The organism is Kutzneria sp. NPDC051319 (genome assembly GCF_040682195.1).
GTDB lineage: Bacteria > Actinomycetota > Actinomycetes > Mycobacteriales > Pseudonocardiaceae > Kutzneria.
Window position 1 is genome coordinate 1 of the sequence record NZ_JBFBAM010000004.1, and the last position, 21,299, is coordinate 21,299.

General features: G+C 69.9%; 24 protein-coding genes. 3 read left to right on the top strand and 21 right to left on the bottom strand.

Annotated elements, in window-relative coordinates; all coding sequences use genetic code 11:
* Positions 1–229 precede the first annotated feature (229 nt).
* From AB0M73_RS04895 to AB0M73_RS04935, 9 genes are all read right to left on the bottom strand, one after another.
* Positions 230–538 carry a hypothetical protein gene (locus AB0M73_RS04895; RefSeq protein ID WP_363886915.1) on the bottom strand — a complete coding sequence of 103 codons (309 nt, stop codon included), beginning with the start codon at positions 536–538 and terminating at the stop codon, positions 230–232.
* Complete coding sequence (locus AB0M73_RS04900) at positions 535–798, bottom strand: hypothetical protein (protein WP_363886918.1); 264 nt, start codon at positions 796–798, stop codon at positions 535–537. Before AB0M73_RS04900 ends, AB0M73_RS04895 begins: the two co-directional genes overlap by 4 nt.
* A gap of 453 nt (positions 799–1,251) precedes the next feature.
* Positions 1,252–2,133, bottom strand: a complete 882-nt coding sequence (locus AB0M73_RS04905) for a hypothetical protein (RefSeq protein ID WP_363886920.1) — start codon at positions 2,131–2,133, stop codon at positions 1,252–1,254.
* Between the two features lie 70 nt (positions 2,134–2,203).
* Positions 2,204–2,719: a hypothetical protein gene (locus AB0M73_RS04910; RefSeq protein WP_363886922.1), complete on the bottom strand. Its 516-nt coding sequence runs from the start codon at positions 2,717–2,719 to the stop codon at positions 2,204–2,206.
* Complete coding sequence (locus AB0M73_RS04915; protein WP_363886925.1) at positions 2,719–2,973, bottom strand: hypothetical protein; 255 nt, start codon at positions 2,971–2,973, stop codon at positions 2,719–2,721. The genes AB0M73_RS04910 and AB0M73_RS04915 overlap by 1 nt, the downstream gene beginning before the upstream one ends.
* Positions 2,974–3,046: 73 nt before the next feature.
* A complete protein-coding gene (locus tag AB0M73_RS04920) occupies positions 3,047–4,822 on the bottom strand; it encodes a hypothetical protein (protein WP_363886928.1) in 1,776 nt (591 codons plus the stop codon).
* A 57-nt stretch (positions 4,823–4,879) separates the two neighbouring features.
* On the bottom strand, positions 4,880–6,094 hold the full coding sequence (locus AB0M73_RS04925) for an AAA family ATPase (RefSeq protein WP_363886931.1): 1,215 nt from the start codon (positions 6,092–6,094) through the stop codon (positions 4,880–4,882).
* Positions 6,095–6,140: 46 nt separating this feature from the next.
* Positions 6,141–6,386 (bottom strand): hypothetical protein, encoded by a 246-nt coding sequence (locus AB0M73_RS04930; RefSeq protein ID WP_363886934.1) that lies wholly within the window; start codon positions 6,384–6,386, stop codon positions 6,141–6,143.
* Positions 6,383–6,595, bottom strand: a complete 213-nt coding sequence (locus AB0M73_RS04935) for a hypothetical protein (protein WP_363886936.1) — start codon at positions 6,593–6,595, stop codon at positions 6,383–6,385. Before AB0M73_RS04935 ends, AB0M73_RS04930 begins: the two co-directional genes overlap by 4 nt.
* 828 nt (positions 6,596–7,423) lie before the next feature.
* Here AB0M73_RS04935 and AB0M73_RS04940 point away from each other — a divergent pair.
* Positions 7,424–7,858, top strand: a complete 435-nt coding sequence (locus AB0M73_RS04940) for a winged helix-turn-helix transcriptional regulator (RefSeq protein ID WP_363886939.1) — start codon at positions 7,424–7,426, stop codon at positions 7,856–7,858.
* 12 nt (positions 7,859–7,870) lie between these two features.
* On the opposite strand, the gene AB0M73_RS04945 is transcribed toward AB0M73_RS04940, so the two are convergent.
* The 11 genes from AB0M73_RS04945 to AB0M73_RS04995 all read right to left on the bottom strand — a co-directional run bounded on the left by AB0M73_RS04945 (position 7,871) and on the right by AB0M73_RS04995 (position 18,170).
* Positions 7,871–10,834: a BTAD domain-containing putative transcriptional regulator gene (locus tag AB0M73_RS04945; RefSeq protein WP_363886942.1), complete on the bottom strand. Its 2,964-nt coding sequence runs from the start codon at positions 10,832–10,834 to the stop codon at positions 7,871–7,873.
* Between the two features lie 277 nt (positions 10,835–11,111).
* Positions 11,112–11,546, bottom strand: coding sequence for a hypothetical protein (locus AB0M73_RS04950; protein WP_363886944.1), 435 nt, complete (start codon positions 11,544–11,546; stop codon positions 11,112–11,114).
* 43 nt (positions 11,547–11,589) lie between these two features.
* The gene (locus AB0M73_RS04955; RefSeq protein WP_363886947.1) at positions 11,590–11,979 is read right to left on the bottom strand and encodes a pilus assembly protein TadG-related protein; all 390 of its coding nucleotides are present in this window, start codon (positions 11,977–11,979) and stop codon (positions 11,590–11,592) included.
* A gap of 98 nt (positions 11,980–12,077) precedes the next feature.
* Complete coding sequence (locus AB0M73_RS04960) at positions 12,078–12,638, bottom strand: TadE/TadG family type IV pilus assembly protein (RefSeq protein ID WP_363886950.1); 561 nt, start codon at positions 12,636–12,638, stop codon at positions 12,078–12,080.
* A 3-nt stretch (positions 12,639–12,641) separates the two neighbouring features.
* Positions 12,642–13,031: a TadE family protein gene (locus AB0M73_RS04965; RefSeq protein ID WP_363886951.1), complete on the bottom strand. Its 390-nt coding sequence runs from the start codon at positions 13,029–13,031 to the stop codon at positions 12,642–12,644.
* An 89-nt stretch (positions 13,032–13,120) separates the two neighbouring features.
* A complete protein-coding gene (locus tag AB0M73_RS04970) occupies positions 13,121–13,312 on the bottom strand; it encodes a hypothetical protein (protein ID WP_363886953.1) in 192 nt (63 codons plus the stop codon).
* Positions 13,313–13,368: 56 nt separating this feature from the next.
* The gene (locus AB0M73_RS04975; RefSeq protein WP_363886956.1) at positions 13,369–14,262 is read right to left on the bottom strand and encodes a type II secretion system F family protein; all 894 of its coding nucleotides are present in this window, start codon (positions 14,260–14,262) and stop codon (positions 13,369–13,371) included.
* Complete coding sequence (locus tag AB0M73_RS04980; protein ID WP_363887455.1) at positions 14,259–15,185, bottom strand: type II secretion system F family protein; 927 nt, start codon at positions 15,183–15,185, stop codon at positions 14,259–14,261. Before AB0M73_RS04980 ends, AB0M73_RS04975 begins: the two co-directional genes overlap by 4 nt.
* On the bottom strand, positions 15,170–16,675 hold the full coding sequence (locus tag AB0M73_RS04985) for an ATPase, T2SS/T4P/T4SS family (protein ID WP_363886958.1): 1,506 nt from the start codon (positions 16,673–16,675) through the stop codon (positions 15,170–15,172). Before AB0M73_RS04985 ends, AB0M73_RS04980 begins: the two co-directional genes overlap by 16 nt.
* Positions 16,672–17,580 carry a chromosome partitioning protein gene (locus tag AB0M73_RS04990; protein ID WP_363886959.1) on the bottom strand — a complete coding sequence of 303 codons (909 nt, stop codon included), beginning with the start codon at positions 17,578–17,580 and terminating at the stop codon, positions 16,672–16,674. Before AB0M73_RS04990 ends, AB0M73_RS04985 begins: the two co-directional genes overlap by 4 nt.
* Positions 17,580–18,170, bottom strand: a complete 591-nt coding sequence (locus tag AB0M73_RS04995; RefSeq protein WP_363886960.1) for an SAF domain-containing protein — start codon at positions 18,168–18,170, stop codon at positions 17,580–17,582. Before AB0M73_RS04995 ends, AB0M73_RS04990 begins: the two co-directional genes overlap by 1 nt.
* Before the next feature lie 337 nt (positions 18,171–18,507).
* Between AB0M73_RS04995 and AB0M73_RS05000 the strand changes: the two genes are divergently transcribed.
* Positions 18,508–19,308, top strand: coding sequence for an alpha/beta fold hydrolase (locus tag AB0M73_RS05000; protein WP_363886963.1), 801 nt, complete (start codon positions 18,508–18,510; stop codon positions 19,306–19,308).
* A 6-nt stretch (positions 19,309–19,314) separates the two neighbouring features.
* On the opposite strand, the gene AB0M73_RS05005 is transcribed toward AB0M73_RS05000, so the two are convergent.
* Complete coding sequence (locus tag AB0M73_RS05005) at positions 19,315–20,643, bottom strand: helix-turn-helix transcriptional regulator (RefSeq protein ID WP_363886965.1); 1,329 nt, start codon at positions 20,641–20,643, stop codon at positions 19,315–19,317.
* Between the two features lie 303 nt (positions 20,644–20,946).
* Between AB0M73_RS05005 and AB0M73_RS05010 the strand changes: the two genes are divergently transcribed.
* A complete protein-coding gene (locus AB0M73_RS05010; RefSeq protein WP_363886968.1) occupies positions 20,947–21,291 on the top strand; it encodes a hypothetical protein in 345 nt (114 codons plus the stop codon).
* Positions 21,292–21,299: the final 8 nt, after the last annotated feature.

A 21,299-nucleotide genomic window follows, 5' to 3' on the forward strand; every position in this document is an offset into this window, starting at 1 on the left:
CCCCGACGGTGATCACCGTCGGGGCGCAACCACAGTCACGTCCGCGCCGTCGGGATCAGCCCCGGCGAATCAGCGGCGTACGGGGGTCCGGGGCTATCGGGAGGGCGGGTGGGCTTGGTCGGTCAGATGTGCCCACCAGGAGCCCTTCGGGACCGGCACGGCCAGCCCGAGTGCGGCCAGCAGCGGCAACACCTAGACCTCGATGAACGAGATCTGGCTGCGCACAATCTCATCTGCCGCCGGTGGTGATCCACACCCGACCGTGGTCGAAGGTGAACACCCAGTCGGTTTCGGTGCTGTCGGGCCACAACCACGGCCAGCCGTCGCGTGGGTGGTAGCCGTGTCCGAGGTCTTCGTCGGCCCACACGTGGAGCAGGTCGGTGACGGCGTCGGCGTAGGTGAACGGGTCGGTCGCGTCCAACAGCAACCGTCCACACGCGACGGTGCGCACGGTGTTCGGGTCGGCGTCGCCTTGGAGCGAGCCGAGCCACACGGCCGAGAAGCCGCGACCGTCGTAGAAGTCGGCGGTGGTGGTCATCGGTGCCCGCTGGGGTGTAGTTCGAGCCGGACGGTCTGGCTGTGGCAGCGGTAGAGCGCCTCGGGGTTGAGCCAGTCGTGAGTGGGGCCGTCATCGGGCCGGAGGCCGATCTCGGTGATCACCGCGTCGGTGTCCTCGGTGAACAAGGTGCCGGTGCCCAGCGCGATCTCGTCGCCGACCGTCGGGGTGTGCGGGCTCAGGCCGCGCGCCAGATCACCGCAGTGCGGCGACGCGCGGGTGTCGAGGATGACGGCGACCATCCGGCCGTGGGTGCCCAACGGCGGGTCGGTGACGGGGGCTGGTGTCTGGTCCCCGGTCGTCGGGGGCGTGGTGGAGGGTGATGGTGCCGTACCGGTCGCTGATGCGTTCGTGGCGGGGCCAGAGCAGGATCCCGGCACCCAGGACAATTGCGTCCATTGTGGACTCCTTGCTGTTGGTGTGGGTCAGGGTGTGGTGGGGTGGGCGCAGTGGTAGAGGGCGACGGCGGTGGTGAGCGGGCTGCGGAGGGCGTCCATCGCGGCGACGGCGACGTCGTGGCGGTGGGAGCCGCTGCTGGAGGCGAGCGTGGTCGGGGTGCGTCCGTTCAGGACGTGCTCCAGGTCGCAGATCAGCCCGGCGGCCTGGGTGCGGGCGTCGTGCTGGTGGCGGGCGAACTCGCCGACCAGCCATTCCGGTGGCTACGGCGGCCTCGTCCCGCTGGGTGATCACGGTGGTCATGACAAGCCTTTCGTCGGGCCGATCGGGGTTTCGCGGATGGCGAGTTCGGTGCGCAGCTCGGCAAGCAGGCGGCGATCGCGGGCGCGACGCCACAGGTGCCAGCCGTTAACCGTGTCCCCGGTGAGGCTGGTGGCCAACGCGCTGACGGTGGACACGGCGTAGGCGTGCGGGCCGCCGTCGTGTAGGACTCCGCCGTCGCGGACGGTGGCGGTGTGTGCGTCGAACACGAGCTGCTCGCCGACGGTCACCAGCCCGGCCTCGATCAACGCCGCGAGGGCGTCGGGTGCTCGGCGGCGAGGCGCCGGCGAGCCCGCGGACTCGCCGAACAGGTCGGCCACGAGATGCGTCACGCCGAACGCGTCGGCGATCGGACCGGCCATCGCCGCCCACAGCGCGTCGTCCAGTGCGGCGTCGGCGAGGTAGCGCATACGCGCCAACACCGACAGGGCGATCTCGTGCGGCCAACGCGCGCCCACCGCCCGCCACGTGCCAACCGTGTTCCACACGCCGTCAGCGGCGGCGAGGACCTCGACATCGGTCAAGGAGGGGTCGTGAGTGTCGGTGGGCGCGTGCAGGCGCACGACCACGTCCCCGTCGTGCCGGTTGGCGGGTGGCGGTTCGGGCAGCCACCGCCCCGCGAACACCTCGGCGATATCGGTGTGCGCGGAGTCGGCGGCGGGCGGGTCCCCGACCAACCGCACCGGGGCTGCGGCGGCGGGTGTGGTCCGCACCGCCACCACGACCAGCCCCCACGCCCCGGCGGGCGCGCGCATCGGCACGGCGTCCGGTGGTGCCGGGACGAGGACCACGGCGTCCGGGGGCAGCGCGTAGCGGAGGTGGGCGGTCGGTCGAGTGCGGGAGGTGGGGTTGCTGGACACGAGGTCCTCCTTCGGCAAGGTGCTCTCCGGGCGTGCGTTCGCGATGCGCCGGACTCGGGCGCGGGTTCATTCAGCCGCCGACCGTGGGCGAGGCGCACACACAGCCGGGTTGATGGAGCGCGGCGTCACGCGCCTCGTCGATGACCCAGGTGTCGGTGTCGGGGTCGAGATAGTCGCCCAGGTCGGCCAGTGTGGCGATTCGAGCGACGGGAACCTCGGCCTCGCAGCTCGGACAGCGGTCCAGCAGAAGCCAGCCTTCGCCGGGTGTGGTGTGGTCGGGGATGAACCTCCACGCGCGTCTGGTCGCCGGGTCGGTGATGGTGATCAGGTCGCCGGGCACCGGTCCGGTGCGGGTGGGGTAGGTGCGGTGCGGGTCGTCGGTGACGAGCACGATGTCGGTCGGGACCTGAAGGGCGGCGGTGATCGTGCGGGTAACACGGGCGCGGCGTGCCCATTGGTTCCACGCCTCGGGGTCGTCGTGGCGGCGGTGGAACCCGTGCGGGTCGGCGGCGCGATGGGCGCGGGCGGCGTGCACGGCGCGCGCGGCCAGTCCGGTGGCGAGTTCCCACGGGATGGTCGTGGTCATCACGACCACCCCAACGCGGCGGCGGCGTTGTCGGGCAGGCAGCAGTACGCCTCGCCCGTGCCGATGCGCACGACGGGCGCGTCGTTGGGCAGGGTGCAGTCGTTGTCGGGGTCGCCGGGGACGCACACGACACGGCCGACGGTGTGGTCCATGAACACGGCGGACTCGGTGGCCATCCGGACGGGCGTGGCGGGGTCGTAGTCGGCGAGGGCGGCGATCAGGTCGCCCACGGTGGCGATGTCGTTGTCCTTCACGGTGATCACCTCTGATGTTGGACGGTTGGTGGTGGTCGGGGGCGGGTGGACCCCGCCCCCCGGCCGGGCGGGGTCAGCCGGTGGTGGCGCGTAGGGCGGCGGTGGCGGCGCGCCCGATGGCGCGGGCGGCGGTGGCGGGGTCGGTCAACTGGTGCACGGTCGCGCCCTTCAGTGGTGTGTCGGTGGCCTGCGTGGTCAGCCACAGCACCGCGCACCCGTTGGCGCGCAACCGGTCCAGCTTGCGCTGCCCGTCGCGGCGCGGGTCCGGGCAGAATCGGCCGTCGGACACGACCACAAGCAGCCGCGCCGCACCGGGGGTAGACAGCCCGAGCGCGCCGTCGAGGGCGTCGATCGCGGTGGGGATGTCCTCCCAGTTGTCGTCCGATTCGAACTCGGTGACCACGGCGGGGGCCGTGCCGGGCAGGGTCAGCGGGCGGACGTGGTTGCCGAAGATCACGGTCGCGGTGTGCGCGGGCACGGTGGTGTGCCGGGCGGCGTTGGCCAGGATCCACGCGGCCGAGGCCACGTGGTCGGCGACCCAGCCCATCGTGCCGGACACGTCGCACGCGATCCCGAGCCGCAGCGGCGGGGTCGGGACCGGGGTGCGGGTGGTGCGGGTGAACGGCTGCGCGGTCGGGATCGCTCCAGCGGCGCGTTGGGCGTCGGCGGCCAGCGCGCCGCGCATCCGAAGGCGTCCGGGCGGGAGGATCGAGGTGGTCTTGACCGCCACCCGGTCGCGGACCCCGGCGGTGGACAGGGCGCGCGCCAACACCCGCGCGGCGGTGCGTTCGGCGTCGGTGGGCGGGCGGGTGCCGGTGCAGGCGGTGCGCCCGGTGCGGGAACCGGGCGCGCGGCCGAACACCGACCGGGCGGCCCTGTGAGCGGTTTTTTTCGCGGCGTCCTCGCGGGCCTGTGCGGTCGCCGCTAGGGCGGCGGGGTCTTGCGGTGCCTTCTCCCCCGCGACCGCCGCCGCCACGGCGTCCAACACGGCGGCAATCGCGCCCGCCAACGGCGACGGCGACGAGGTGCCACCGGACGCACTCCCCGACGGCGACGGGGTGCCGGACCCGGTCGCGCTACCGGATGGGTCGGGGGTGGCGTTCGGGTCGGTGCCGACGATCGCGCACCACTGCCGCCCGAGCTCGAGCATCCGGTCGCCGTCGTCGTCGGCGGTGCGCAACGCCTTGCGCCACACCGCACGCAACTTCCCCACCGTGTCCGTACCGAGCACGTCGTCAATGACACGGGCGACCGGGGCGACCTCGGCGGTGGTGAGGATCCCACCGTCGGCCCGTGCCAGCAACAGCGCGGCGGCGCTGGCCGCGTCGTGTCGGGTCATGTGCGGCGCGCGGGCGGGATCGGTGAACAGGTCCAGGTCGGCGGCGACGATGCCCCGCGCCGAGGCCCGCAACCAGTGCCGGTCATCGGGGCGGCGGCGCACGTGGGCGGCCTCCATCCGGGGCTCCTCCAACAACATGGCGGCGTCCACGATGCCGGGCGGCGCGCCGTTGGGCGGGTCCCACGCGGTGTGTTTGGCGTGCCCGCATTCGTGGGTCAACAGCCCCCACGTGATGGCGTAGCGCGGGCGGTCGGACAGGTTGGCGGGGGCGACGGTGCCGGGGTCGACACCCAGGTGGACGCCGTCGACCTCGATCAGCGCGCGGGCGGGGTAGAAACACGCCGGGGCACCGCCACCCGCACCCGGTGCGATCGTGACGAGGAGGTCCTCCCGGTCAGCGATCACGCCCACCTCGTCGGCCAACGCGGCGGACAGCGTGAGCCATTCGGGGCGGGCGGGGAACACAGCCGCACCGGTGGCGGTCGGATCGGCGGCGAGGTGGGTGCTCATCGCGGCGGGTGTCCTTTCGGGACGGTTCGGCGGGGTTGCCGTTAACGGGGGCGGGGTTTAGACGCGGGAACCCAGTGACAGCGGGGCGACGGTGCCGCCGAACACGTCGCGCACCACGACGGCGACGGTGGCGCGGTCGTCTTCCGGGGCGGTGCCGACCAGGTTCCCGGCGGCGGCGTTCACGCCCAACACCTCAGCCATCTTTTGGAATGCCAACAGTTCCCGGAGCTGCGGTGCCCAGCCGACTTCGCCTTTGGCCTGTCGGGTGGCCAGGTTGCGGGCGATTTTGACCGCGCGGCGGTCGATCCCTAGCTGGGTGGCGAGGTCGTAGTCGGTGGACACGTGGATCTGCGCGGAGAACCGCGACGACAGGGCGTCGGTGAGCACCGCGCCGTGCACGCCGGGGTTGTGCCCGGCCACGACGTAGAAACCGGGGGCGGCGTCAACGGTTTCGCCGCCGTTGGCCTTGATGATGATCTGGCGGCGGCCGTCCATCGCGGGGTACACGACGGCGAGCACGGTCGGCGGGATCAGGGTGGCGTCGTCGATAAACAGGGTCCGCCCGTCGCGCATCGCGCGGACCAGCGGGCCGTGGACGAACACGTAGCGGCCGTCGCCGGTTTGGGTGTACTCACCGACCAGGTCAGCGACCGTGGTGTCCCCGTCGCCCGGAACCGTGACGAGGTCGGGGAACGCCGCCTCGATCACGCTGGTCTTGCCGGTGCCGGGCGGTCCGTACATGAGGGCGGGGATCCCGGCGTCGCGGAGCTTGCGCAGCGCGGTGATGTCCGGCATCCCGGACAGTTGCCGGGGGTGGTAAGCCATGCCGTTGGGGCGCATCACGGGACCGGTGACCGGTGCCGCCGAACCGCTCGCCCCCGACGGCGCGGCCGTGGCCGTTGGCGTGGCGGCGGGCGAGGTAGGCGTGGCGGCGGGTGTCTTCTTCGGGTGGCGCGGGCGGGGCGTGCCCGGCGGGGCGGGTGGCGCGGTGGGGGCGGCGGCCGAGGCGGTGGTCGCGGTCGCCCGGTAGGCCAGCGGCGCGGTCGCGACGAGTTCGGCCTCGCCCCGGTCGGCCAACACCTTGCACGCGTTGCCCACCGCGCCGGACGACCGGTTCAGGGTGTGCGCGATCACGCGGGGCGTCAGGGGCGTGCCGGCGTCGGCGAGCACCCGCGCGACCATCGCGCGCAGCTCACCGTTGCGCAGCCGGGATGCCGGCCCGCCGGACGGGGCGGCGGTTGCGGGTGCCGGGGGTGGGGTGGGCGTGGTCATCGCGGGTGGTCCTTTCCGGGTGACGCGCGACATGGGGCGGGGGTGGTTAGACGAGGGCGGCGGTGAGGGCGGCGACGACCACGGGCAGCGGGGCCTGGTAGAGCTGGGCGGTCCACCGCACGCCCCACGACCAGGTGAAGGCGTAGACGGTGAATCCCATGACCTCGGCGTTGGTCACGTCGACACGGGCGCGGCCGTCGGTGTGCTCGTACCATCCCCGGCTGTGGCCGGGGGTGAACCCGTGCGCCAGTAGGTAGTCGACGAGGTCGTCGGTGGTGGGGATGACGGTCATCGCGCGCACCCCTGTTGGTTGAGCACGATGCGGACCAGCTCGGCGGTGTTGCGCCGTCGGGCAGCGGCCGCGCGTTCGGCGTTGTGCGATTCAGCGGCGGCGTCGGCGGCTTTTGCGGTGCCGCGCGTCGCCGACCATCCGCAGGCGCAGTAGGCGGTGGCGGTTCCGCCGCGATGATGGGCGAGGCAATAGCTGTATACGTGGACCATTGTTGGCTCCCGTGTTGTCGACATGGCTCGCGCCGGGTGTGCTATTCGGCGCGGTTTCCGGTTCCCCGGCGACAATTCAATTATGACTCGTCGCCGCGCCGCGCGCAATGGTAAACGCCGCCCATTTTCAAGACTCTTTTCGGGCGCGTGGCCGCGATTCGACGGCGAATAATAAGCCGTCCGTACGGTCACAATTCCGGCCGACCCCGCCATCAATTCCCGCAGGTCAACAAGCCGGCCATACGTCGACCACCATGGACAGGCGATACAGGCCGAGGCGACAAACAGAGCGGCCGGCGGGCCGAAAATGAAATAAAGAAACACGGAATGCAAGGGCCACAAAAGGGGAGTTGAAAGACCGAAACAACCAGACCGAACAATCACGGAAGCCAGCCACCCAGGCCGCCCCGATGTGTCTACCGGCTTGTGGACAAGCGAGTCTGGGATACCAGCGGACCCCCCTACGGCCCCGATGACCAGCGCCTTCAGGAGGCGTAGGGGGTGGTCGTCTAACGTGATCCCCCGTATGAACCCCAAGATGATCCCCCGTATGAACCCCCAACGGCAGTCACTTTGCGTGCAGTTGATCTCGACTTCAGCTACTACGGGTGACATCGATGGGGTGGTTGATTTGAGTAGGAATACGGTGGGCGGGATCCGCCGTTCGGCGTAACGTGGAGGACTTCACGGACGCGGCGCGGGGAGGAGCACCAGGAGGCGTGGTGGCCCTGACCAGACACGGCCTCTCCGGCGACGCTGCGGCGCCGCGCTGCCGACCAGCTTGACGACAAGGCGCGACGGGGGTCGTGTCCATACACGGGAGGCGCTATGGCAGTGGGGGACGAGAGGTTTCTTCGGGGCTTGTATGACCTGAAGTACCTCTTCGGTGACAAGTGGACGCCGGCCATCCTGGCCGCGCTCGCGAACGGGCCTCTGCGACGGCTAGAGATACTTTCCACCATTAGCTCGTATTCCATCGGTGAAGAATGGTCGGATAAACACGCCGTCCTGCACGATAGCATTCTTGCGCGATATCTGAAAAAGATGACCGATGAAGGGCTTCTGACGCGCACACGCAGCACAGAGACTTTCCCGGCGAGGGTCATGTACTCGTTGACGCCGGAGGTGCTCGAGTTCTTGGAGATCGCCGACCGCGCCCTGACCTGGGTCGACGGGCACCCCGAACTCATCGCGAACGCGCAGGCATATCGCCGCCAGCCTGAACTCGACGACGGCGACACCGGCGACGACGATGAGGACTGACCATCCACGGCCTCACACCGGTGCCGTTCGGGCCTCGTCGCCGGCGGCATCGTGGCGGTGCCGCAGCCGGTCGGCCAGGACCACCGTGCCCTCGGTCGGGCTGTCGTCGACTTCAGCCAGCCGGGTGGCCAGCAGGGTCAGCGTCCGCGGAATGGAGTCGAACTGTCCGAGCCGTTCCTGCAGCCGCATGATGTCGCGGTAGAGCGACTCGTTGTGCGGGTCGAACGCCCGCGCCACCTCCAACAGATCCAGCGTCTGTTGCGGGTCGCGCTCGACCAGAGCGCGCGCCAGCGCACTCACCGCGTTCAGGGCGTCCCGACGGATCGCCTCGCGGGTGGCATCGATCCACTCGGCGTCCATGCCCTCGGCCAGCACACCGCCGTAGGCGTCGACCATCGCACGATAGGCGGCCACTCGCTGTTCGTCGGTGGTAGCGGCTCGTCGGCCGGTCGCGGCGGTGTCGAACCGCCAGTAGTCGACCTCCACCAGCGCGGGGTCCAGGCGGTAGCGGCCCTCTCCGGCGAGCACGATGTCCGACACCGCGCCGGCTGTCCTGCTGTGCAGCGCGCGGCGCAGCCGCGAGAGCGTGGTGTTCAGCGCGTTAGTCGAGCGTTCCTCGGGATGGTCACTCCACAACGACGACACGACCGATTCCCGGGTGGCGCCGTCGGGGTGCAGGGCCAGAAAGAGAATCAGCTCACGGGGCTTGGGCTGCAACGCTCCGGTGATCTCGTACTCCTCCGCCGCCCTGTCGGTGTTGGCTTGGGTGATGTCAGGCCGCCAGAACACGCGCTGCGGGCCGAATACGGCGACCCGCAGCGGTGCCACGGCCGGAGTGGCGCCGTGGGCCTGGCCGGCCGCTGTGGCGGGCGGCTCGGCGTTCTGGGTTGCCGTGCCGTCTGCGCTGGCGCTTCTCTGGGTGGTCGGAGCGCTCGATGGCGTGCCTCGGTCGGGCTGTTCCGTCACGCTCGCGGGATCGAGACTGGTGCCGGCTGTGGGGCGGGTGATCTCCAGTTCGGTGTCAGCAGCCGTCGCCGTCGGGGTCTCGGCGGTGATCTCCAACTCGGTGGAAGACAGCGATTCGGCGCCGTTCCGGCGAGGCTCGCGAGTGGGCGTGTGCGTGTTCAGGGGAGGCTGCGCTGCCGGCGCGGTGCGGGGACGCGGCTGGGGCACGGCCGGCTCCCGCATATCCAGCGCAGGTTGCGGGTCGGCCTGGCGCAGCAGGGCGAGCAGCGACGCGGTGTCGTCGTCGCCGAGTCGGAACATCGTGGTGCCGCGCAGGTCTTCGCCGAGGCCGGAGCCGGTCGCGGAGACCGTGCCGTCAGCACGGACGTAGGCGGTGACGCCCGGCTGCCACTGGCCGATTAGCAGGCCCGTGATGCCAAAGCCGGACCCGTTGTCCAGCACCGCCTGCAGCCGTGTGCGCTGCTGGGTGGGAACTTGCGCGGCCAGCACCAGCGGCGGCCATAGAGGCGGTTGCTCAGCGGGGGCTCGGATGGGAGTGATGCCGGCGCGCACGAGCGTTTCGGACTCCAGCAGGTTCAGCGCGTCGTCGAGGCTGTCGACCACCCACAAAGCGGCCGGCAGCGGCGTGGCCGCGGCGGCGCGTCCCAGCACCGCGACCAGATCCTCGGCGGGCACCACCACCCGAGCGCCGGCCCCGTGGTCCCGCCCTGCACGTGCCGTGGTGAGGCCGGTGACCAACAGAGCGCGGATCGCCGCCGGCGCACCGGGCCCCAACAGGCCCAGACTGCGGGCGGTGGCGAGGTTCAGCGCGATCTCGCGGCCGTCGCGCACCCCCAACCGCGGCGCGCGTAGCGGGTCCTCACCGCTGCCAGGTTCGACGCTGCCAATCACCCGCATCGGGGCGACCGCACCGTGCTGGCGCTGTGCGGGCTCGTCGTGGTCGTCGTCGTCGAGGTCGATCTCGTCGTCGTGGTCGGCGCGCAGATGGGCGAGCCGGAGCTGGTAGACCACCGGCGCGACCGGATAGTCGTCCTGGTCGTCGCCGCCAGGCCGGTACCGGGCCCGGTATCGGCGGCGCGCGACCAGGAGCGCAGCACTGACCGCGGCGGCCAACCCGAGACTGACGAACACCTCCGGCCCCCACGACAAGCCCGGCGCCCGCGTCGACGCGGGCTGCGTGCCGCTGCTCGCGGCCGGCGTGTGTTCGTCGGTGGGCGCTGGCGTGGTGGTATGCCCGCTCGCCGGCGGCGACGTAGGTGGTGGCGAGGTCGTTGGTGGCGGGCTCGTCGGCGTGGGCGCCGGCGATGGCGTGCTGGCTGACGGAGGTGGCGGTGACGGCGGTGGTGTGGTGGTCTCGGCGGGGAGGTCGAGTTCCTGCCCGGGATAGATCAGGCTGGGCGTGGTGAACGTTCGCCCACCGGGCTGGGGCTTGCCCTCGTTGACACGAAAGATTTCCGGCCAGCGATCCCCGTCACCCAAAGTGCGTTGCGCGATCCGCCACAGGCTGTCGTGTACGCCGTTCACTGGGGCGCGCACGACCACCGACACCGGTCGCGTCGGCGCGGCACTCGCGCTCGCGACGGTGGTGGCGCCCTCCGCCGTCGGAGTCGTGAACGCAGCCTGCCGAACGATGACGGTGCTCGGCTGAGCCGGGTTCGACCAGGCCGGTGCGGTCGCTACAACCGGAGACCCTGTGCCCAGCGTGCCGGAGAACGTCGGGCTCGGGGCGGGGGTAGGCCGGTTGCCCAGCACTGACAGCAGGACGGCGCCGACCAGCACGCCGGCGAGGGTGTGCATGGGTCCGGCTTCGGACAGGTCCGGCCAGCGCATGTTGCGCGCGATGTCGACGGTGCAACGCAGGACGTCGACGGTGAAGGCGAACCAGGTGATCCAGCAGGCGCAGGCCAGGAAGTCCACCACGAACGTCGTGCTCATCGCAGAAAGTAGGAAGTCCCCTACCTCCGGCCAGGTCGGCACGTGGTGCGGCAGTGGCCAGCCGATGTAGTGCACCAGCGCCCACGGCAGGACGAAGACTAGGGCGGCCAGCACCGCGACGGCGATCAGACCGCGCAGCAGCCGACCGAAAAACCCCATGACGACGGCGAGTATCCGCCAAGCCCGGCGAACTGGACCCGGCGACTGTGCCGGCCTGCGGCGGCCGCGGCGCGATGGTGCGGTCATGTCTTGCTCGATTCCTTGGCGCTACAAGGCTTATGTCTCTGCCGGCACCCGCATAGCAAGAAAGGCAGGGATCCGAGTGGCCGGGGGCTTGATCGTCTGTCTGCCGTCATGCGACCTCTGCGGCGACATGCTCTGACTCAGTCGCGGAATCGGTCGGCGGCGGTGACAGTTCCGAAGGCGTCTGTGCGTGGTGATTTCTCGGTGTCCGTGCCGTGGGCTTCTCTCGGCTCGTGCTGTTCTTCGGATCGGCACCGCTGGTTGACCGCTTCCGCTTGGTGCGGGTGGTCTGGTGGGCTGCCAGGCAGTGGTTGAGGTCGCTTGCGGGTACTTCGGTGATGAGGGCTGCTTCGTTGACGTCCATGACGTCACTAGCGGTCGCGAGGGCGTCCCCGATGTCTCGCTCGGTGGCTGCCAGCTCTTCCAGCAAGGCCGCCCGGCGGCCGGCACGTTCCTTGATCGTCTTGCACGCGGCCTTGCGCTTCGCGGTCCTCGGGGCGTCGATCTCCTGGACGCGCTGGTCGATCTCGTCAAAGTTGGGCATCCTGGTCTCTTTCTCTGTTGGTGGGCGTAGCAGCAGGACGTGGTTAAGGCTCCGGTGCCAGCACGCCGCGCTCGGGGCTGGCGCTGGCTTGGCTGTGCACCGTCAAACTCTCGATGCCGATCAGCCCGAGCAGTTGGGTTCGTTGGGTGGCGGTGACCGTCACGGTGACGGTGTTGCCGGCGACGCTGACCGAACCGGTTGCGTCTACTGTGGACAGATACCGTTGGGCATCGGTGACCGCGTCGGCAGGCAGCAGACGCAGCGTGTGGGTGGCGCGGTATGCGGTCAGGTCGAGAGCTTGAGCGCCGGCCCGCGCGGCGGCCTCGGCCTGGTCGTGAGCTTTCACCTTGGTTGCCAGCGCCAACCCTCCATCCAGGGTGAGGCCAGCCAAGCCGAGGATGGCGACGGTCAGCACCACAACGAACGCGGTCACCCGCCCCTCATCTGCCGCCCACCACACCCGTACGACGGTGCGCCACCAACCGATTAGGTCCCGCCATCCTGTTGGCCGTTGGTGGCGCCCATGGCCGGTCATGACGAACCACCCAGGGTTGTTACGGTGGACGAGCGGAAAATGTCGATGGGCTCGCTGGCCGTGGCGGACACGACTTTCTGTCCTGGGACGCCCAGCAGCAGGGCGTCGCCAAAGTTCACCGTGCAGGTCACGGTCACGGTGACCACACCGCCGGGCACCATGCCGCCGGTGGCGGTGTCCACGCTCACCGACGCGCACACGACACTGCCCGCGGGCAAGGCGGTGGTAGCGGCCGACTGCGCCGCGGTCATCGCGTCCGGACTGGTGCGTTGGATGCTTGCGGCGCGCGCCGCCTGATGCGCGGCATCGTTGAGCCGGAGCCGCGCGTCCACACCACGGTGGATGACCACGGCCACGAACAGCAGCAGCACGATCAACAGCGGCACCGCCAAGGCGGCCTCGGCTGCGGCCGAACCCCGGTCATCGCGCCACCACGCCACCCATCGCGCACGACGGCGACAGCCCAGCAACGGCGGACCGCCCGGACGACGGTCCTGCCGCCGGGACGACGGGCGCGATAGCGTCGCCGGCGGCACTGAACTCAGCGTGTTGTCCACGGTCTACCTCCCGCCCGCGAGGTCGGGCACGAACCGCTCGACCGGCCCAGCGGCTTCGGCGTGGACGGGCAGATGCAGCAACGGAATCACCATCGAGGCCATGCCCGTGATCTGTATGGACGCCGAATCGGCGGTGCGGTTGGCTGACACGTTCGTGTCGGTCAGCGGCCCCCGCCCCAGCTCGTCAAGCAGTTGCTGCGCGCTGGCTTGACCGTCAGCGGCGGTGCCGTCCTGCGCGCGGCAGGCGGCGAGTCCTTGCGCGGCTGCGGCTTGCGCGATGTGCGTGGCGTGCGACCACAGAGCGAACTGCACGATTGCCAGCAGCATGAACAACACCAGCGGGATCGCGATCACCAGCTCGGCGCTCACCGAGCCCCGGTCACCCACCAGCACACGGCGCACCTGGCGCAGCACAGCCGCGTGGGACCGGCGCCGCGGCCGTTTGTGCTGCGCTGTCTGGGAAATCGTGCGGGCGGTCATGACTAGCCCAGGTCGATTCCGTTGGCTTTGGTGGTCACCTTCGTGACGATGACCGCGATCACCGCCAGCGCGAGCACGACCAGCAGCGCAGTCACCAGCACGGTCTCGGTGGAGTACCCAGCCTCGGGATTGCGGCGCAGCACCTCGACACGAGCGCGCAGCCGCGTCCACAACATGAGAAGATAGGGGTGCATCGTTGTCACTTCCTTCCATCGTGCTGTCCACAGCGATCACGCCCCCGCAGGGAGTTCTAGAGTCCGTTGAGCACTTGTGTGAGCGCCGGGTATGCGATGAATGCCAAGAACCCCAGGAACAACAGCATCACGGGCAGCGACATACGCTCGGTCGCTGCGATCGCGTCGCCTTCGGCGTCGGTGATCTGGTGGGTGCGCAACGCGGCGGCCTTCGCGGCCAGGGAGGCACGCACCTTGGCGCCCTCGGTGCCGGCCAAGCTGACCGAGGCCGCCAACTCAGCGAGCTCGGTGACAGCCAGTTCCTCGCCGAGTTGCCGCAGCGACGCCCACGGCGTCGTGCGGGTCAGCCGCGCGGTGTCCAAGGCGCGGCGGATCTGCTCGAACGCCCACCCCCGGCCGACGGCCACCGAGTCGTTCAACGCGCTGTCCACACCGGCTCCTCCAGCCAAGGTGATCCACACCAGGTCCAGGTAGGCAGACAGGGCGTGGCGAAATCCGGTCCGTGCCTTCGCCACATCCGAACGGGCCTGCAGGTCGGGAAGAACGAACCCGACAACAGCGAGCATGAGCCCAGCGATTACAGGGAACTCGACGCCCAGCGACACATCGGCCAGCATCAGCAACAGTTGCAGCAGCACCGGCGCGAGAAGACCGGCAATGGCCAAGGCCGCCTTCTCCGCCAAGTGCGCGGCCACCGGGCGCCCGATCACCGCAAGGTCACGGGACAACCGGTCACCCGGCAGACCGAAAGCACGCAGCAGCCCGATGAACGGACGACCAATACAGGCCGCCCACCCTGCGTCCTCAGCGGCCACAATCGGCGCAGGTGCCGGTGGTGCACTCAGTCGCCCGAGCACGACACCCAATGCCGGGCGTGGCGGAAACACCCACACCGCCACCGCCCACAGGCCGATGCCCAGGCCGATTCCCAGTATCAGTGCGGTGATCACAGGCGTTCCACCTGCCTTTCGTTACCCTGCAAGGGATCGGGCACAGCGGTCTGGCCGGCTGCGAGGAATCGTGTCGGCTCGGTGACCCGCGCGATCCGCACCAGCCAGCCGAATCCAAGACAGAACAACGCGCCGATACCGAGCAGCACAACCTGGCCGACCACCGAGTCGTAGGCAGACAGGTAGGGGCGGTTGAGCAGCACCACGGCGACCGCGAAACCGAGCGTGGTGCCCACGATCACCCGCACCGACGTGCGGGTCCGGGCGCGGCCGGCTTCCACCCGCATCCGCATGGACGCTTGCTCGCGGGCGGTGTGCGCCAGTGACCCGAGCAGGTCGCCGAGTTGGCGGGCGTGTTGCTCGGCAGCTGACACGAGCGCGGCGATCACCAAGTCACCGGTCGGGTCAGCCAACTGGTCGGCCAGCTCGCGCAGGGCGAGAGCGAGCCGGTCCCCGTTCTCGATCCGTGCAGCCAGAGCGGCGATTTCACGGCGGATGGCCGGCGGAGACAAAGGCGCGGTCGCCAGGATCGCCTGCTCCAGCCCGGAGGCAGCCGACAGCGTGTCGCGCAGCATTTCCGTCCACGTCGCGATCGCCTCGATGCGCGCGACCCGGCGGGCGTGCTGCGGGTCGCGGCCCAGCACCCGCGGCAGCGCCCAGCACGCCACGCCGGCCAACACAGCGCCGACAACCCACCCTGTCGCCACGCCGGCGACCCAGCCGACCGCGATCGCTAGTCCGTTCCGCACCGCCTGGCGTTGATCACTTGGAGCGCCCTGTCGCCGGCGTAGCGGGAACCGCCGGGGCCGGTCGGGATCCACGCCGCGGACACCGACAATCAGCAGGAGCACACCGGCACCGGCCCCCAGGCCCAGCGCCGCGGCCAACGCGGTGGTGAGGGTGACGGTCACGACGCCCACCAGCCTTCGGGCCGCTCCAGCGCGGCGGGGTCGAAGCCGACGTCGACCAGGTCGTCGAGCGTGTCGGTCCGCAGCGCCCCCGCCACGGGATGGGCACGTCGGTCGGATGCGGGCCGGTAGATCTCGTTGGAGACCACCTGCGGGCCGTCGGCGCCGACGACCTCGCGGATCGAGGACACCACCCTGGTGGTGCGGTCCGTGCCGCGCGCGAGGTGCACGACGAAATGCACCGCGGAGGCGACCAGCAGGTTGGTTGCCTCCAGCGGAAGCCGCTCGACGCCTTGGGCGGCGTAGGAGGCCAGGCGGGTGAAGGCGATGCGGGAGCTGGAGGCGTGCAGGGTAGCCATCGAGCCGTCGTTGCCCTGCGACATGGCGTTGCACATGGGGATGACCTCGGGGCCGCGGATCTCGCCGACGATCACCCGGTCCGGCGACATGCGCAGGCCCCAGCGGACCAGTTCGGACTGGGAGATCGCGCCCTCGCCCTCGATGTTGGCCTCGCGGGCTTGGAAGGCGGTCACGTCGGCGTGGATGTCGGGGTCGAGTTCCAGGCCGAGTTCGAAGGCGTCCTCGATGGTCACGATGCGTTCCATCGGGTCCATTTCCGCGGCCAACGCCCGCAGCAGGGTGGTCTTGCCCGCGCCGGTGCCGCCGGTGATCAGCACGTTCTTCCGCGCCCGCACCAAGGCGCGCAGGAACTCCTGCAGGCCGGCGTCGATCGTGCCCTTCGATCGGAGTTCGGGGAGGGTGACGGTGAGGTAGCCGTGCCGGCGGATCGACAGCGACGTCACACCGCCCGCCGTCAACGCCATCACCGCGAACAACCGCTCCCCGCCCGGCAGCTGGAGGTTGACCGCGGGCGAGCCTTGGTCGAACCGCCGCTCCTGACTGGAGGCGCGAGCAGCGAGCAGCCGCACCAGGTCGGTCAGTTCCTCGTTCGAGGAGGCGATCGGGGCGACTTGGGCGCGGCGGCCGTCGTTGTACTGGACGAAGACCCGGTCGAACCGGTTGGCGTTGATCGTCTCCACACTTGTGTCGTCCAGCAGCGGTTGAAGCCCGGCCATGCCGAACAGCTCGTTGATGACTTCCCTGATCACCTGCTGCTCGACCGGGCCGTCGACCAACGGGCGGTCGGCGTCGAGCTCGCGTTCGGTGTGCACGGCGACCGCGTCGTTCAGGATCTCCTGCGCCAACTGGCGCCGAGCCTCGCGGCTGACCGGTGCACCGGTGCGCCGCTGCTGGGCCTCGACTCGCTGGGGCAGCTCGGTGCCCAGGGTGTCGCGCAGGTGCTGGCGCAGCCGCCCGGCGGTGGCCGACAGGTCGACCGGCTCGGGTGCGCCGTCAGCATGCGGTGCAGGTACAGCGGCGTAGCCCGGTGGTGGCGGCTGGTGTGGTGGCGGACTCTGTTGCCACCCGCCGTGCTGCTGGTGTGGCAGGTAAGGGCGCAGCGGAACCGGGGGCGGAAATCCGTTGCCGTTCGGGGGGTACGTCATGACACCGCTCCGCCCCGTGGGCTGGTATTGGTGAAAGGCAGGAGGCCTTGGGGCAGCGGGGCAGACCGCACACCCTGGACCGCCACCGGGCTGTCCGGCACCCCAGGCACCGACCGCAGAACCGGCACCGGCCGGCTCTGCGCCGCCGCCTGATGAGGGAGTGCCACGGGTGCCTGCTGGGCTGCCAGCTGTGCCGCAACCGCGTGCGCGAACTGTCCCAGCGGTGAATGCGCGGGCCCGCTACGCCTCCACGGCTTCCCACTGGGCCGCCCGCACAACACGCCCGCGCCCTGCGGATCATCCGGCACCCGCCCCATCGGCGCCACACCCAGCTCGCGCGCGACCTCGGCCGGGGAGTATCCATCGCCGACCAACAACAGCACCGGACGCGCCGACCACCGGCCGATCGCCGGCAGCCGGCGGGCCAAGTGCGCGAGATCGTCCCCATGCCCGCCGGTCAGCAGGATCATCGCGTCCGACGCCCGCACGATCGGCATCGCCGGCGATCCGACGTCCACGCGCCCGCAGTCCACGATCAGCACGGTGTCCGGCATGTTCGCCGCCGCCCGCACCACCCCCGCCCCGGCAGTAGGATCTGCCGTCAGCGCGGACAGCGCCCCGCGTGCACGGTCGGCGTCCGGCGGGGCAGCGAGCACCGGCATCCCACCGGGCATGGCCTGGGCGTGCTGCCACACCAGCGCCGGATCACCGCTGCGTCGGGCCGCCGCGGCCAACGTCAGCAATCCCGGTGCGGACTCCAGCGAGAACCGGGCGGCGAGGTCGCCCCCGGAGGGGTCGGCCTCGACCAGCACCGGCCGATATGGCGCCGGCCACCGGGCCGCGAGCGCGACCGCGAACGTGGTCACCCCTGGCGCACCCTTGACCGACACGACCGTGACCAACATCAGCGGCCACCTCCCGACACCATCACCACGGACAGCTGCCCCGCGGGCACCGCCGCGACCTGGCGGGCCGCCGACTCGCCCAGCAGCACCGAGATCACCGTGATCTGCTGGTTAGGTGGCGAGGTCACACTGGTGACCACCGCCGGCCACACCGACGACGGATCCGCCGTCGGCGCGCTCGCGACCGCGCCGCCGACCTGGCCGGGCACGAACACCACCGACACGTGCGCGCCAGGTCCGACCTCGGGTGGGAACTGCCCGGACTTCAACGACAACGCCGCCAACGCCTGCCCCGCAGCCGGGACACCGCCAGACCCCACCGCGTCCGGCGTGAGCAACGCGCCCACGGTCAGACTGGTGGACACCGCCTTGCCGACCACGCTCGCGGCCTGGCTGGCGTCCACAACGGACACACCAGGATCGACGACGACGTTGACCTGCTTGAGATCCTGCGCCGTCAACACCTGCCCGACCGTGACCGGCCGGGCCAGAGCCAACACCGGTTCCCGAGTGTCGGACGTCAGCGACCAAACGACGAACACCCCCGCGCAAACGATCACGAGCAGCGTGCCCAGCAGCAGGTGCGGCACACTGCGCCTGCGGCCGCCGCCTCGCAGGCGTGATGCGGCAGTCGCCTGGGTTGCTCTGCGAATCACCCGACGTCGAACACGGGACTCGCCGTTGCCGATGGGTCCGTTTCTCCTTGCTGGTGCTCTGATTGTGGTCTGCATGACACCGACATGATCAGCGCAACTCGACCGCTGCGGTGGACAACCCCATTGGGGCGCAATGTCTTCAGCCTTCGCCACTGGTCGAGAACGAGCTGTGCCTGGTGGTACCTCATCACCGCTCAGATGGCGCAGCCCGGCGATGGGTTCGGCGGCCTGAGAGCATTGGATCGTCAGCCCGTCATCGAGGAGGTCGCTCGTGTCGTCTACCAGCACCATCATTCGTACCCGTGACGGGCTGCGGCTCTCCGGCACGTTGGTCACACCGGAGAGAGACGCCGACCGTTCGGTCGTGCTCGTGCATGGCGGCGGTGTGACTCAGGATGAAGCCGGTTTTTTCACCCGGTTGGCCGCAGGCCTGGCCGATGCCGGCGTCGCCTCGCTGCGGTTCGATCTCCGCGGCCACGGTGTGAGCGAAGGTCGGCAGGAGGACCTCACGCTGTCGGCAATCCTCAACGACGTCCACGACGTGCTGTCCCACGTCGGCACCCGCTCGGTGAGTCTGCTCGGCGCCAGCTTCTCGGGCGGCATCTGCGGCTACTACGCCGCACGTGGAGCGATCGAGCTGGACCACCTGGTGCTGTTCAACCCGTTGCTGAACTACAAGAAGCGGTTCATCGACGACAAGCCGTACTGGCACGACGACAGCATCGACGACGAGGCGGCGGCCGAGTTGGCCACCGAGGGCTTTATCCCGCACTCGCCGACGTTCAAGCTTGGCCGGCCGCTACTGAACGAGATCCGGTGGATCCAGCCGCACACGGTGCTTGGCGAGATCACCACGCCGACGATGATCGTGCACGGCACCAAGGACACCTTCATCCCGATCGATTCGTCCCGCGCCGCCGCCGCACAGCTCGGCGGCGAGCACGAGCTGGTGGAGATCGATGGTGCCCAGCATGGCTTCGCCGTCCACGACGATCCGACCTACGCCAACCCGCAGAGCCAGGAGTGGCAGGCCCACGTCATCCGCACAGTCGCGGACTGGCTGCGCCGGTAGGAGGCCCTAGACGCGCAGCGCTTCCCGCAAGTCGCGCACGGCCGTCCTGCCACGCCAACGGTCAAGTCGGGCTACGACGCCGTTCAGTTCCTCGATCGTGCGCGTCGATTTGGTCTTGCGGGCCAGTGCGACCGACTTCAGGCCGGTCGCCGACGCGGCATCCGGCTCGCCGGCCAGCGCGAGCGACGACGCCATGTGTGACAGGAAGTAGCCGTAGTCCCTGGGGGAGAAGCTCTTGGCGGACAACCACTCCTGATATAGCTCGGCGGCTCGACGAGGCTGGCCGGCCTCGGTGTGGCACAGGGCCGTCTGCATGGTGAGCAGGTCCTGGTTGTAGTGCGCCCCCAGTGCATGACCGTCGTCGCCGGCGTTCGCTAGCAGCTCGTGCGCTTCGTCGAGCTTACGCTGCACGAGATCATCGTCGCCGCCGGTCATTGCGTATCCGCGCGCCTCCTGTTGGGCAGCGTCGGCTCGGACCCGTGGCGGGAGGTGCCACGTGCTCGACTGCGCGGCCTCAGCGAGCGACAGCATTGCCGCGCCATCACGTTCGTCGTATGCCGCCTGGGCCTTCTTCAGCAGCACGTATCCCTGCATCGCCAGGTCGCCGGACACCTGGGCCCACTCCGTGGCTCGGTCGCGCCAAAACGTCGCCAGCACTGGATCACGAACATCCCGGTAGAGCCAGCCGGCGAACTCGGCTCCCTCGGCGCCCAAACGAAGGAGTTCTCGCCGGACATCGGGCTTCACCTCACGCGCGTGCCGGTCGATGGCGTTCACGATCGTCAGCACGGTCGGCAGCGTGTCGGCAGGACCTTGATCGCCGTCATCGGTCTTGCACTTGTCGAGCTGACGACGGAAGTATTCGACAACGCTGCCGTCCAGGTAGCGACGAGCGGCGTCGAGAGCTGCCGCGACGTGCTGCGCCTCGTCAAGCGACAGCACCGGCAGTGCGGCGGCAACTGCGCCGCGAGTGAGAAGCGCACGTCGGGTGAGCGGGCTCATCTGGCTCCATCCGCGGTCCGTCGCCGGATCCTGCGCCGCCGCGTTGCTGTCCGCCAGGCATTCGTCGACAAGACGTTCGTCGTCCGGCTCCGTCAAGTCCTCCGGCATCGGGAACCAGAGTAGGTCACGAGGAATACGAAGAACTCTAGCCCATCTGACGAGCTTGTCCAGATCGACGATCCTCGGGTTGTTCTCGGTCCGGCAGAGCTGTGACTGAGTCAGCCCGACCCAAAGTGCGGCAGTCTCTTGAGAGATGAGCGCCGGATGGTGGGGGTGGGTTCGGAACGCGCGCATAACGGCTCCGATATTCCGCGCCGCCAGCGCCTCGCGCATGTACGGGGCTTGCCAGAACTCGGGCGGCACCTCCGGTACTTCGCTACGTCTGACCAGGGCGGACTGCGCGCAGGCGAAGCACATCCGGCCTCTGTTGTCACGAGCGATGCGCTTACCGCACGAGCACAGCCTGACCTGCTCATGGGAGCCCATCGCCACCCCCGCTCACGCATCTGTCGGACCTCACGGCTGGCCGCCGTTTTCAGGGTAGCACTGAATTGTGGCAACCGTTATGTGTCATGCGCATAGTCGGTGATGTGGCGCGAACATGGATTGCTCAAATGGTGGGATCGATGATCATTGGTGTTGGTTGTGGTCGATTTCAAGGGGATGGTCATGCCACACCATTTGAGCCTCGTTGGCCCTATGGCGGGCTTGCACCGGCTGTACGCGTGCGAGACCGACACGGCGGTCAAGCACGACACGCACCAGCCAGCTCGTGCGTTGTCGACCGGCGATCGACGCCTGCCGCGTGCAGCAGGCGTCCAGGACTCCGCCGATCGGCTGCCCGGACGCGACGAAGTCCAGCCGCTGCCACGACTTCTGTGCATGACCGTTATCCCGGTGCCGCGTGCCTACGACACCAATCTGAGAAACGCCACGCGACTGCTATCCGGCAACGTATTCGTGCCCACTGCGACACGGTGACCATCAGC